9 protein-coding genes and 1 pseudogene are annotated in these 12690 nt (G+C 73.2%); 8 read left to right on the top strand and 2 right to left on the bottom strand.

The features are described from left to right. The first annotated feature begins 453 nt into the window (after positions 1-453). From ACWGJ5_RS30800 to ACWGJ5_RS30765, 8 genes and pseudogenes are all read left to right on the top strand, one after another. On the top strand, positions 454-2343 hold the full coding sequence (locus tag ACWGJ5_RS30800) for a GTPase (protein ID WP_453312927.1): 1890 nt from the start codon (positions 454-456) through the stop codon (positions 2341-2343). A gap of 372 nt (positions 2344-2715) precedes the next feature. After that, complete coding sequence (locus ACWGJ5_RS30795) at positions 2716-3198, top strand: single-stranded DNA-binding protein (RefSeq protein WP_453312908.1); 483 nt, start codon at positions 2716-2718, stop codon at positions 3196-3198. A gap of 273 nt (positions 3199-3471) precedes the next feature. Next, positions 3472-4914 carry a Cys-Gln thioester bond-forming surface protein gene (locus ACWGJ5_RS30790; protein WP_453312907.1) on the top strand — a complete coding sequence of 481 codons (1443 nt, stop codon included), beginning with the start codon at positions 3472-3474 and terminating at the stop codon, positions 4912-4914. A 106-nt stretch (positions 4915-5020) separates the two neighbouring features. Continuing rightward, positions 5021-5098, top strand: a pseudogene (locus ACWGJ5_RS30785) (GntR family transcriptional regulator); the annotation flags it as partial. A gap of 79 nt (positions 5099-5177) precedes the next feature. After that, positions 5178-5633 (top strand): SRPBCC family protein, encoded by a 456-nt coding sequence (locus ACWGJ5_RS30780; RefSeq protein ID WP_453312906.1) that lies wholly within the window; start codon positions 5178-5180, stop codon positions 5631-5633. 339 nt (positions 5634-5972) lie between these two features. After that, positions 5973-7637 carry an energy-dependent translational throttle protein EttA gene (ettA, locus tag ACWGJ5_RS30775; protein WP_228625204.1) on the top strand — a complete coding sequence of 555 codons (1665 nt, stop codon included), beginning with the start codon at positions 5973-5975 and terminating at the stop codon, positions 7635-7637. Between the two features lie 6 nt (positions 7638-7643). After that, positions 7644-8066: an acyl-CoA thioesterase gene (locus ACWGJ5_RS30770; RefSeq protein ID WP_453312905.1), complete on the top strand. Its 423-nt coding sequence runs from the start codon at positions 7644-7646 to the stop codon at positions 8064-8066. After that, complete coding sequence (locus ACWGJ5_RS30765) at positions 8063-8740, top strand: hypothetical protein (RefSeq protein WP_453312904.1); 678 nt, start codon at positions 8063-8065, stop codon at positions 8738-8740. The genes ACWGJ5_RS30770 and ACWGJ5_RS30765 overlap by 4 nt, the downstream gene beginning before the upstream one ends. A gap of 31 nt (positions 8741-8771) precedes the next feature. On the opposite strand, the gene ACWGJ5_RS30760 is transcribed toward ACWGJ5_RS30765, so the two are convergent. Further along, positions 8772-9749 carry an ABC transporter ATP-binding protein gene (locus ACWGJ5_RS30760; protein WP_453312903.1) on the bottom strand — a complete coding sequence of 326 codons (978 nt, stop codon included), beginning with the start codon at positions 9747-9749 and terminating at the stop codon, positions 8772-8774. A gap of 163 nt (positions 9750-9912) precedes the next feature. Next, entirely contained in the window at positions 9913-12639 is a 2727-nt protein-coding gene (locus tag ACWGJ5_RS30755) for an FtsX-like permease family protein (RefSeq protein WP_453312902.1), read from the bottom strand. Positions 12640-12690 lie beyond the last annotated feature (51 nt).

Here is a 12690-nt window from a genome sequence, read left to right as displayed (position 1 = left end):
GTCTCGGCGGCCCCCTCCGACGATCCCGGCAGCGCCTTCGTCGCCGGCCTCGCTGCCCTCTCCGACGAAGCAGAAGCCCACGGTGACCGGGCGGAGGACAAGGGCGGCGGCGAGGAGCAGGACAACCCGCGGGGGACGTACGCCGACACCGCAGGCGGCACGCAGCTCTGCCTGCCGCACCCGCTCCCGGAGCCCACAGCAGGCCTCCTGGAGCCCACAGCAGACCGCCCGGAGCCCACAGCAGACCGCCCGGAGCCCACACCAGACCTCCCAGCAGGGGCGGAAACCCCCGCAGGCAAATACACCCCCTCACCCGCAGAGACCCCAACTGTCACAGCACCCCCCATTGCCAGGCCGGCCCCGGCGGCCAAACCGACCCGCAACGCCAACCCGGCCCCAATCACGAAACCAGCGCCTCTGCCCCCTCTCCCACCCATCCCGCCCCTCCCGCCCATGCCCACGTTCGCGCCGACCCCCGTGTCCCGCGCAACGGTGGACGCGGACGCCGCCGCCCTCCTGGCCCCCAAGCCGGTGGAGCCTCCGGCGTCGTCGGGGCCCTCGCAGCCGCCGCCCCCCGGGTCCCCCGACTCCTCCAACTCCTCAGAGTCCTCAGAGTCCTCCGAGCCCTGGGACGACGGCCTCATCGCCCGGCGCGTCACGGAGGCGACGGCCGCCGCCCTCGCCGCCGAACGCGCCTCCGCCCTGGACAGCGGCAGCCGCGGCCCCGGCAGCCAGACCCCGCCGCCGCTGGCGTACGACGGCCAGCTGCGCTCCCGGCTCGACGCCCTGCGCGAGCTGGTCGGGCTCTCCCGGACCCGCGTGGAGAGCCAGACCCTCGCCGAGGCGGGCCGGGTGCTGGACGAGGCGGCGGCCCGCCGGAAGCTCTCCGGTCGGCACACGGTCGTGGCCATCGCGGGCGCCACCGGCAGCGGCAAGTCGCAGCTGTTCAACGCCCTCGCCGGAGTGGCCATTTCGGAGACCGGCGTACGACGTCCGACCACGGCCGCGCCCATCGCGTGCAGCTGGAGCGACGGCGCGGCGAGCCTCATCGACCGGCTCGGCATCCCCGGCCGGCTGCGCCGCCGTCCGCTGCAGAGTCCGGAGGCCGAGGCGCAGTTGCGCGGGCTGGTCCTGGTCGACCTGCCCGATCACGACTCCGCCGCCGTGGAGCACCGTAAGCAGGTCGACCGGATCCTGAAGCTGGTCGACGCGGTGATCTGGGTCGTCGACCCCGAGAAGTACGCCGACGCCGTGCTGCACGAGCGCTATCTGCGGCCCATGGCCGGCCATGCGGAGGTCATGTTCGTCGTCCTCAACCAGGTGGACCGGCTGCCCGAGGACGCCGCCGACCAGGTCCTGGACGATCTGCGCCGGCTGCTGGACGAGGACGGGATCGCGCTCGGCGAGTACGGCGAACCCGGCGCCACCGTGCTCGCCCTGTCCGCGCTCACCGGCGACGGCGTCGGGGAACTGCGCGAGGTGCTCGGCCAGTTCGTGGTCGAGCGCGGCGCGGCGGCCCGCCGGGTGTCGGCCGACGTGGACGCCACGGCGGTGGACCTGCGGCCCGTGTACGCCACGGGCCGGCGCGTCGGACTCAGCGAGGAGGCGCGCGAGGAGTTCGCCGCGCGGCTCGCGGACGCGGTGGGCGCCACCGCGTCGGGCGAGGCCGCCGAACGCGCCTGGCTGCGCAACGCCAACCGGGCGTGCGGCACGCCCTGGCTGCGGCTGTGGCGCTGGTACCAGTGCCGCGGCGAGTCCACCACGGGCCGCATCCCGGTGCGCACGGCTCAGCCCGACGAGGAGGCCACGGCCCGCCAGCGCGTGGAACAGGCGGTCCGTACAGTGGCCGACCGGGCCTCGGCCGGGCTGCCGGCGCCGTGGGCGCTGGCGGTGCGCGAGGCGGCCGTACGCGGGTCGCAGGGGCTGTCCGAGGCGCTGGACGAACTGGCGGCGCGGGCCGGACTGCCGCCGGGCCGGCCGCCGCGGCCCGGGTGGTGGCCGGCCGCGGTGCTGGTGCAGGCGGCGATGACCCTGCTGCAGGTCGTGGGCGGCCTGTGGCTGTTCGGCCAGATCGTCGGGGTCATGGCGCCCAACCTCTGGGTTCCGGTGCTGCTGATGGTGTGCGGGATCGTCGGCGGGCCGCTGGTGGAGTGGGGGTGCCGGATGGCGGCGAGAGGCCCGGCCCGGCGCTACGGCCAGGAGGCGGAACGCCGGCTCCGTGAGGCGGCCGCCGGCTGCGGCCGGGCCCGGGTGCTCGATCCGGTGGCGGCGGAGCTCTTGCGGTACCGGGAGGTACGGGAGCAGTACGGGCGTGTCGCGCGGCGCGGGGCCGGAGTGGGGTGAGAGCCGCAGCGGGCGGGACGTGAGCGCGAGGGGCCCCGGTGTTTCCGGGGCTCCTCGGCTGCTTTTCGGGGATGAAGAGGGCCGCCGGCGGCGGGGGGTCACTCATGTGGGTGGCGGGGTTTTCCACAGGTGGGGTGGTCGTCCACAGCTCTCAGCGGGTCCGGCCGGGCGGAGGCAGTCTGGGTTCGCGGCGATCGCACGGCGGTTCCGGCCGGAGGGACGGCGGACGGTGCGCGCGGTCGGCGCGAGGTGCGGCGCGTACGGCGGTCGTACGCGCCGCACGACATGGACGACAGACACGGCCGTACGGGACGGGCCCGTGCGCGTGTCCGCCCGGCCGGAAGGGGCCGGGCGGGGGAGGGGAGCGAGAACATGAACGAGACCATCGTGTGCGTGGTGGGCAACGTGGCGACCCAGCCGGTGTACCGGGAGTCGGCGGCGGGTCCGTCGGCCCGGTTCCGGCTGGCGGTGACCGCGCGCTACTGGGACCGGGAGAAGAGCAGCTGGACCGACGGGCACACCAACTTCTTCACGGTGTGGGCCAACCGTCAGCTCGCGGTGAACGTGGCCGCGTGCGTGGAGGTGGGCCAGCCGGTCGTCGTACAGGGCCGGCTGAAGGTGCGCACGGAGGTGCGCGACGGGCAGCAGCAGTGGGCCACCGCCGACATCGACGCCGTGGCGATCGGCCACGACCTCTCACGGGGTACGGCCGCCTTCCAGCGCTCGGTCAAACCGGAGGCACCGCCGACGGCGACCCGGCCGGAACCGAACTGGGAGACACCGCGTCCCACTGACACCCCGGACGAGGGCAGCGGCACGCCTCAACAGGCGGCGGAGCCAGTAGCGGTGACATGACATCAGCACGCGCTTCCGAAGCGGCGCGGCGGAGTCGGCCGGCGTGCGTCCGCCTGCCCAACACCCCGTACGAACCGGTTGATTTGTCGATATGCCCAGCTCATGGACGGTCCCGGCGATAACGATTACGGATCGGATCGCCCATCGGATCATCCGACCGGCAGGAGAGGCTCCGGCTGATCCATAGGATGCCGGGCATGCCCCCAGGGGCTGCCGATTCTGCTGGTGGGACCGTCCCCCACGTCCAACGGGTCCTGCTCGAAGGGGAATTCTGTGCTTGCTGCGTTCTGCGGGTTCCACCGTTCCACCGGAGCGGGCCGCCTGGCCGCCGCCACGACGGTGACCGGCCTCGTGGCGGCCGGTGTGCTGTCCGGCGCCGGTACGGCCGCGGCCGACGGAACCGACGGGACACCGCAGACCCAGGGCGGGGCGACGGCCGCGATCAACGGCCTGAAGACCTACGGCGAGGCAGTGATCCACGAGGACGGCGGCGACCAGCGCGTGGAGGCGGGCCTGTTCGAGATGTCCGTCGACGGCGGGGGCACCCTCCAGACGTACTGCGTCGACCTCCACAACCCCACCCAGCGCGACGCCCTCTACCAGGAGACGCCCTGGAGCGGCACCTCGCTGGGCGGCAACAAGGACGCCGGCCGGATCCGCTGGATCCTGCAGAACTCCTATCCCCAGGTCAACGACCTCGCCGCGCTCGCCCGCCAGGCCGGCGCCGGCACCCTGACCGAGCAGGACGCGGCGGCCGGCACCCAGGTGGCCATCTGGCGCTACTCCGACCACGCGAAGGTGGACGCCGTCGACCCGCAGGCCGAGAAGCTAGCCGACTACCTGCAGAAGAGCGCCCGCGACCTGGGTGAACCGCAGGCCTCGCTGACCCTCGACCCGCCGGCGGTCTCCGGCCGGCCGGGGGACGTGCTCGGCCCGGTGACCGTGCACACCAACGCAGGCACCGTCACGGTGAGTCCGCCGCCGGACGCGGCCATGAGCGGGGTACGGATCACCGACAAGACCGGCAAGGTGATCACGTCCGCGCAGGACGGCACCAAGCTGTACTTCGACATTCCAGAGGACGCCTCCGGGGGTCCCTCCCACGCTATGGACGGTGGGGGAGGTACGGCGCAGCTGACCGTGCAGGCGTCGACCACGGTGCCGGTGGGCCGTGCCTTCGCCTCCGACAGCCGCAGCCAGACCCAGATCCTGGCCGGCTCCAGCGAGTCCACGGTCTCCGCGACCGCGACCGCCGCCTGGGCGGGCGAGGGCGCCATACCGGCGGTTTCGGCCCGTAGGGACTGCGCCAGGGGCGCCCTGGACATCTTCGTGGCCAACAAGGGCGACAAGCCCTTCACCTTCGAGCTGATGGGCGCCGAGCACACCATCCCCGCGGGCACGTCCCGCACGGTGACCGTCCCGCTCCAGGAGGACCAGGCCTACGACTTCACGATCACCGGACCCCACGGCTTCAGCCACCGCTTCACCGGCGTCCTCGACTGCAGGACGCAGGGCGCGATCACCACGGAGTCGGCCCGGATCCACAACGCCCCCAGCCCCGCCTCGGTCGGCGGCACCACGGCCCCCGACACCAACCTGGCCGAAACCGGCGGCTCCGAGATCACCCCGCTGATCGCCGGCGTGGCCATCGGCTTCGTGGTGATCGGCGGGGCGGTACTGGTGGCGCTGCGCAAGCGGGAAGAGCGGAACACCTGATCAGGCAGCCGCCCGCGGTGACACACGGTCCGCCGGTAGACGTCGGACAGTGCGGTCGTCATGCCGTCCAGCTCGACCGAAACCGCTGCGGACGACAGCGACCAGGGGCGGGCCTGTGGAGACGGCGGACATCGTCGTGCCCGCCGCGCACTGCGAGATCGTGTACGAGATCGCGATCAACCGCCAGAAGCGCGGGGGAGGGCTGACCGGACAGCACGTGCGTCGAGTTCCGGAGCATGAGCGGCAGGGATAGCGTTGACGTCATGGCTGTCGACGTTCTCACCGAGACCGTGATCGCCCGCCCCTGTGCGGAGGTCGCCGCCTACGCCGGGGATCCGACCAACGCGCCGCACTGGTACGCCAACATCGTCTCGGTTCGTTGGCGGACCTCGCCGCCGCTCGCCGCGGGCTCGAAGCTCGACTTCGTCGCCCGGTTCCTGGGACGCACCCTGACCTACACGTACGAAATCGTCGAGTGCTCCCCCGAACGACTCGTGATGCGCACCGCGCAGGGGCCGTTTCCCATGGAGACGACCTACACCTGGCAGCCGGTGGACGCCGACCATACCCGGATGACGCTGCGCAACCGCGGCGAGCCATCCGGCTTTGCCAAAGTGAGCGCTCCGATGATGGCCGCGGCTGTGCGGCGGGCGAACGTCAAGGACCTGGCCGCATTGAAAGCGCTGCTGGAAGGCGCCGACGCCACCGACTCCGGCTGACGCTCACCGGGCGAGATCACGGCCATGCCGCATGGGATGGAGTGCCTGTCTTCCGGGTCTCCGCCGAGGGGGGCTACCGGCACCCCACAACCACCAGGTGAGCGTCCGGCTCGATGAGTGGCCGGCAGCTGACGCGTGCTCCCGGGCCGTCCCTGGGCCGTGCGAGGGTGCCCGAGGCCGCTCGGCAGCGACTGACAGTGACAGGCGAGCTACCGTCCCCAGCGGAGAAACTCCAGGTCAGAGGCCCCGGACCAAACGGGTTAACACCCAGGGCTGGCAGTCAGGCAAGATGGGGTGTATCTGCCCACTGCCAGATTTCAAGCTGCCGGACGGTTTCTCTTGGCTGAGTTCATTTACACCATGCGCAAGACGCGCAAGGCGCACGGCGACAAGGTGATCCTCGATGATGTCACCCTGAACTTCCTGCCGGGGGCGAAGATCGGCGTCGTCGGTCCGAACGGTGCCGGTAAGTCGACCGTGTTGAAGATCATGGCGGGGCTCGAGCAGCCGTCGAACGGTGACGCGTTCCTGTCCCCGGGCTACAGCGTCGGCATCCTGCTGCAGGAGCCGCCGCTGAACGAGGAGAAGACCGTCCTGGAGAACGTCCAGGAGGGTGTCGCCGAGATCAAGGGCAAGCTCGACCGGTTCAACGAGATCGCCGAGCTGATGGCGACCGACTACTCGGACGCCCTGCTCGACGAGATGGGCAAGCTGCAGGAGGAGCTGGACCACGCCAACGCGTGGGACCTCGACGCGCAGCTCGAGCAGGCCATGGACGCCCTCGGGTGCCCTCCGGGCGACTGGCCCGTCACCAACCTCTCCGGTGGTGAGAAGCGCCGCGTCGCGCTCTGCAAGCTGCTGCTGGAAGCCCCCGACCTGCTGCTGCTCGACGAGCCCACCAACCACCTCGACGCCGAGTCCGTGAACTGGCTGGAGCAGCACCTGGCCAAGTACGCGGGCACCGTCGTCGCCATCACCCACGACCGGTACTTCCTGGACAACGTGGCCGAGTGGATCCTCGAGCTCGACCGCGGCCGCGCCTACCCGTACCAGGGCAACTACTCCACCTACCTGGAGACCAAGGCCGCCCGTCTGAAGGTCGAGGGCCAGAAGGACGCCAAGCGGCAGAAGCGGCTCAAGGAAGAGCTGGAGTGGGTGCGGTCGAACGCCAAGGGGCGGCAGGCCAAGTCCAAGGCGCGTCTCGCCCGGTACGAGGAGATGGCCGCCGAGGCCGAGAAGATGCGGAAGCTGGACTTCGAGGAGATCCAGATCCCGCCGGGCCCGCGCCTGGGCAACGTCGTCGTCGAGGTCGACAAGCTCAACAAGGCCTTCGGCGAGAAGGTCCTCGTCGACGGCCTCAGCTTCACGCTGCCGCGCAACGGCATCGTCGGCGTCATCGGCCCGAACGGCGCGGGCAAGACCACGCTGTTCAAGATGATCCAGGGCCTGGAGACGCCGGACTCCGGCGACATCAAGGTCGGCGAGACCGTCAAGATCTCCTACGTCGACCAGGGCCGTTCCAACCTCGACCCGAAGAAGACGCTGTGGGAGGTCGTGTCCGACGGGCTCGACTACATCAACGTCGGTCAGGTCGAGATGCCGAGCCGGGCGTACGTGTCCGCGTTCGGGTTCAAGGGCCCGGACCAGCAGAAGCCGACCGGTGTCCTCTCCGGTGGTGAGCGCAACCGCCTCAACCTGGCGCTCACCCTCAAGCAGGGCGGCAACCTGCTGCTCCTCGACGAGCCCACCAACGACCTCGACGTCGAGACCCTCTCCAGCCTGGAGAACGCGCTGCTGGACTTCCCCGGCTGCGCCGTGGTCGTCTCCCACGACCGGTGGTTCCTCGACCGCGTCGCCACGCACATCCTCGCCTACGAGGGTGAGTCGAAGTGGTTCTGGTTCGAGGGCAACTTCGAGTCGTACGAGAAGAACAAGATCGAGCGGCTGGGGCCGGACGCCGCGCGTCCGCACCGCGCCACCTACAAGAAGCTGACCCGGGGCTGATCGGTCTTGCGCCACATCTATCGCTGCCCGCTGCGCTGGTCGGACATGGACGCGTACGGACATGTCAACAACGCGATCTTCCTCCGCTATCTGGAGGAGGCTCGCATCGACTTCCTGTCCCTGCGCGGCGAGGAGTCGGAGCAGGGCTCCGTGGTGGCGCGCCATGAGATCGACTACAAGCGCCAGCTCGTCCACCGGCCCACGCCCGTGGACATCGAGCTCTGGGTCACCCAGGTCAGGGCCGCGTCCTTCACCGTCACCTACGAGGTGAAGGACGCGGACGTGATCTACGTCCGGGCCTCCACCGTGGTCGTGCCGTTCGACTTCGAGACGCAGCGGCCACGCCGGCTCACCCCCGAGGAGCGGGAGTTCCTCCAGCGGTACACCGACGACGCGGACGACGCCGACGAGGAGGCCGTCGCCGCATGACCGTGCTGCACCTGGCCGACGAGACGGAGGCGGCCGATCTCGCCGCCTTCCTCTCCCGGCTGCTCCACTACGACCGTGGAGCCGCGGTGCGTGTGCAGGCGGCCGGCACGGCGCTCGCCGTCTTCGGCCGGCCGCCGTCCTTCGAGGTGCTGGCCGTCCGCGCGGTACGACTGGCGAAGCCCTACGAGAAGGGCCTCGAGGCCACCCTCGACGTGACCGTCTCCGCCGGTGAGTTCCTGGAGTCCGTGGACGAGCGGGCGGCCACCGCCGGCGTGCCGGCCGCGGTCACCGGGCCGCCGTGGGCCGGTGTGCTGCCGCCGCGCGGCGGCTGGCAGCCCGAGCCTGGGCTGCCCGCGCCGGACGCGCTGCGGGCGACCGTCGCCGCGGCGGTCACCGAGTTCCGGTCCCGTACGGAGGAGCTGGCGCCGGACGGTCGTACCCGCGCGGAGCTGGACCGGATCGGGCGGGACATCTGGTCCCGGGAGATCGGGCGGACCGGGCTTCCGGTGCGGGCCGTGCACGCCGCCCAGTCCCTGGGCTTCCTGCGGCCGGGCACCGATCCGGCCGACATCGCGCTGTTCTCCTCGGGGGCGTGGCTCAGGCTGCGCACCCCGTACGGGTCCGTCGCCGTACGGCGGACGGGCCTCGGCACGCTGGGTGTCAGCGTGCGCTGAGCCGATCCGGCTCCTTCCGGCTCCTTCCGGCTCACTGCGTTCCCCCGTTCCGCTCGTCCGGCCACACTCCGATGTGGTCGGACTCCAGTTCCAGGGCCACGCGGTCGCGCATGTCCAGGGCGCGGAGGTAGTCGGCGGGGAGCTGGAGGCGGCCGGCGCGGTCGAGCATCGCGTACTCGCGGGCGACGACCGTCTCGTGGCCGGTCGTGGCGTCGATCTCGCTGCGCCGCAGCACCTCGGTGGAGGTACGGCCGTCGCGGATGGCGACCGTGCGGCGGACCTCGCCCGCCACGGCCTGGTCGTGGGTGACGATGACGATCGTGGTGCCGAGGCTTTCGTTGGCCGTGCGGAACGCGTCGAAGATTTGCGCGGCGGTCCGGGAGTCGAGTTCGCCGGTGGGTTCGTCGGCGAGCAGCACCGCCGGGTCGTTCGCGAGGGCCACGGCGATCGCGACGCGCTGCTGCTGGCCGCCGGACAGCTCGTGCGGGTGGCGGTCGCGGCAGTCGGCCATCTGCAGCAACTCCAGGAGCTCCACGGCGCGTTCGGCGCGGGCGCGGCGGCGGACGCGGGAGCGGGCGCGGGTGCCGGAGAGCTGGAGGGGGAGGGCGACGTTCTGGGCGGCGGTCAGGTACGGCAGGAGGTTGCGGGAGGTCTGCTGCCAGACGAAGCCGACGGTTTCGCGGCGGTAGGTCAGGCGGTCCCGGGCGGTCATGGTGAGCAGGTCGTGGCCGGCGACCCGGGCGGCGCCGGCGGTGGGGGTGTCCAGGCCGGCGAGGATGTTCATCAGGGTGGACTTGCCGCTGCCCGAGGCGCCGACGAGGGCCATCAGTTCGCCCTCGCGCACGAGGAGGTCCAGGCCCTGGAGGGCCTGGACCTCGATGCCGGCCGTGGAGAAGATGCGGACGAGGCGGTCGCAGGTGATCAGGGCGTCGTGGCCGTAGGCGGGTTGGTCGCGGGATTCGGCGACGCGGTTCGCCAGGTCGGCGAGGGTGGGGTGGTCGGTGGTCATCGGGTCTCCTGCGGGACGGTGCCCTGTGCTGCGAAGGCGCTGTGCGGGAGGTAGGGCGGTGTGAGGTGCCTTTGCTGCGTTTGTGCGCTGCACTGGTGCGGGGCGGGGGTGGGATTCGCTTGCCCGCGCCGGCGGGGGGCCGCCTGCCCGCGGGCGAGCACGCTCATCCGGCGTCCCCTGCTCTGAGCTCGGTGACGGATCCCCGGCGTCCCGTCCACCACGCCTGCACCGCCGCAACCCCCACCGTCACCAGCACGACCGCCGTCGCCGGGATCGTCAGCGACCAGGTGTCCGGTCTCAACTCTGCTTCGTCGAGCGGGGATTGGGCCGACGAGAGGGCGATGGCCGTCAGGTCGATGCCGGGGGAGAGGAGGCGGATGGTGGACCAGCCGGTCAGGGTGGAGCCGAGGGCGGCGAGAAGGGCCTGCGGGAGGGACTCCAGGATCAGCAGGCGGCGGCCCTCCGCGCGGCTGAGGCCCATCGTGCGCAGGCGGGCCAGCAGGGCGGCGCGTTCGGGAGCCGCGCGGACGAGGGCCAGGAGCAGGGCCAGTACGGCGAAGCCGGCGCCCGCGGCCACCGCCGCCGTGTAGACGCGCTCGGCCCCGGACTGCAGGGGCGAGTCGGCGTACCGGGCGCGCTCCGCGGCCAGGAGACGGACGTCGGCGGAGCCGCCGGCCGCGTGCCGCAGCGCGGCGGCGTCCAGGCGGTCGCCGGTCAGCAGCAGGGCCGTCGGGCGGTCGGCGGGGGAGGACAGGCCGGACCGGTTCACGATCAGGAAGTTGCCGCCGGACACCGCCGGAGTGGTGCCGCGGACCAGCGCGATGCGCACGGTGACCGTGCTGCCGTCCGACAGCCGGACCGGGAAGGGGCGCCGGGTGCCGTACTCGGCGGCGACGGACGGCGAGGCCACGGCCGGCAGTGGTCGGCCGGAGCGCGACGTCAACTCACCGGGGCGGAAGGCGCCCAGGCCGGTACGGGCCACCAGCGCGCCGTAGGACGACGGGTCCGCGCCCACCAGCGGTACCGAATCCTGACCGTCCACCGGCTTGGCCTGGTAGTCGATGCTCACGGCCGCCACGTCCCGCACTCCGTCCACGGCGCGCACCCGGGCCGGCACCGCCGCCGGGAGCGGGGCGTCGGAGTCCACGCGGGCGTCGGCGCCGACGGTCAGCAGCGCCGCCCGTTCCCGGGCGTCGGCCACGCCCGCCAGCACCGAGCCCCCGAACGCCGCCGTGGTCAGCGCCGACAGCAGCGCCACGAGCGGCAGCACCGCGGAGGTCTGGGCGCGGCCCGCGCGGGCCAGCGAGAGATGGCCGGTCGCCCCGCGCAGACGGGCCGCCGGGCCGGTGAGGCGGCGCAGCAGCAGCGGGTAGAGGCGGAGCAGCAGCAGCGCGGCGATGACGCCGACCAGGACCGGGGCCAGGGCGACCAGTTGGTCGCCGGTCGCGCCGCGCCGCCGCAGCGCCGCGACGGCCGCGGCCGCCGTCACCAGGAGGGTCAGCTCGGCGACCGTACGGCGCCGGGAGGGCCGTACGGTCGCCAGGTCCGCGCGGTCGGCCGTCGCGCGCACCGCGCGGTGCGCCAGGGCGGCGCGCAGCGGAAGCGCGGCACAGGCGGTGACGGTCACGGCGGCCGCGGCGGCCAGGGCGTAGGCGGCGCGGCCGGCCGGGACCGTGCGCAGGGCCACGGCAAGGCCGAGCGCACCGGCCGGTACGGCGACCACGGCGGTCTCGGCCAGCAGCAGGCCGGCGAGCGCGGGCAGGGAGGCGCCGCGGGCGCGCAGCAGGGCGAGTTCGGCGCGGCGCCGGTCTGCGGCCAGGCCGCCCGTCATGAGCAGGACGACCCCGACGACCGTGCCGGTGCCGGCGGCGGCCACGGACACCAGCGGGGAGATGCCGGAGCGCAGCTTGTCGAAGGAGGTGAGGGTGTCGTCCAGGGCCGTGCCGATGTCGGTGTTGTCGTCGGTGACGGCGCGGACGCGCTGCAGCCCGGGACCGGACTCCAGGGCGGCCACGGCCGACTTCAGCCGGCCCAGGTCGTGGGCGTGCAGGGCGCGCAGGTCGGGGGCGAGGAACCAGTAGCGGAACGGGATCGTGGTCGTGCCCAGCAGCGCGGGCGCAGCCTGCTGGGGGAGCAGCAGCGTGCCGAGCCAGTACTTCGGCGGGTCGCCGCCGGGGCTGGGCAGCGTCACCAGGACCGGGGTGCGCAGGCGGGGCACGGTCGACCAGTAGGCGCCGGCGGGGTCGCGCGGGTCGAGGATGCCGGTGACCCGGACCGCGAGCGGGGGACGGCCGGCCCCGGGCACATGGATGACCGAACCGACCTTGATGTGCAGGGACTTGGCGGTGGCGGCGGTCACGGCGGCCTCCACCTCCAGGGTGCTCGCGTCCACCGGGCGGTCGGCGCGCGGCATGCGTCCGGTGCGCAGGCGCGCGTGGTCGGCCAGGCCGCTCGGCGCGAACAGCGAGACACGGGCGGGCAACCCGGTGGGGCGGGGCAGGAACGCGTCCGGCACCTCCGGGTTCACGCCGCCGGCGACGCCGTAGACCGACTGGGCGCGGTCGACGGTGAGCGGGCCGGGGACCGTGGGGAGGATCTGCCGGTACTGCCGTTGCAGCGCGGCCGGGCGTACGGCGGTGGCCCGCTGTCCGGCCGACAGGCCGAGGTCGGGCGCGGGCGCCTGCACGAGCACGGTGGTGCGGTCGGGGTGCGCCTGCGCGGCGGCCCGCCGAAGGCCGGCGTCCTCGTACCGGTCGACCGCGCGGGGGAAGGCGCCCGCCAGGCACGCGGCCAGCGCGACCAGCAGCGCGAGCGCGGCCGCGGTACCGGGCGCGGCCCGCAACCGGGTCCGCACCCAGGGCGCGAGGACCCGCGACACCGGACGCCTCATCTCACCCACCTCCCTCGGGCCACCGCGACCGGGCGAGACGCCGCGGTGCGC

Source organism: Streptomyces sp. NPDC054783 (assembly GCF_053611725.1).
This window is presented reverse-complemented; position numbering and strand designations above follow the sequence as displayed.

Coding starts and splice junctions, on each gene's coding strand:
- ACWGJ5_RS30800 (WP_453312927.1), top strand. CDS start 454: ATGCCCACGTTCGCGCCGACCCCCGTGTCCCGCGCAACGGTGGACGCG.
- ACWGJ5_RS30755 (WP_453312902.1), bottom strand. CDS start 12,639: ATGAGGCGTCCGGTGTCGCGGGTCCTCGCGCCCTGGGTGCGGACCCGG.
- ACWGJ5_RS30795 (WP_453312908.1), top strand. CDS start 2,716: ATGAACGAGACCATCGTGTGCGTGGTGGGCAACGTGGCGACCCAGCCG.
- ACWGJ5_RS30760 (WP_453312903.1), bottom strand. CDS start 9,749: ATGACCACCGACCACCCCACCCTCGCCGACCTGGCGAACCGCGTCGCC.
- ACWGJ5_RS30765 (WP_453312904.1), top strand. CDS start 8,063: ATGACCGTGCTGCACCTGGCCGACGAGACGGAGGCGGCCGATCTCGCC.
- ACWGJ5_RS30780 (WP_453312906.1), top strand. CDS start 5,178: ATGGCTGTCGACGTTCTCACCGAGACCGTGATCGCCCGCCCCTGTGCG.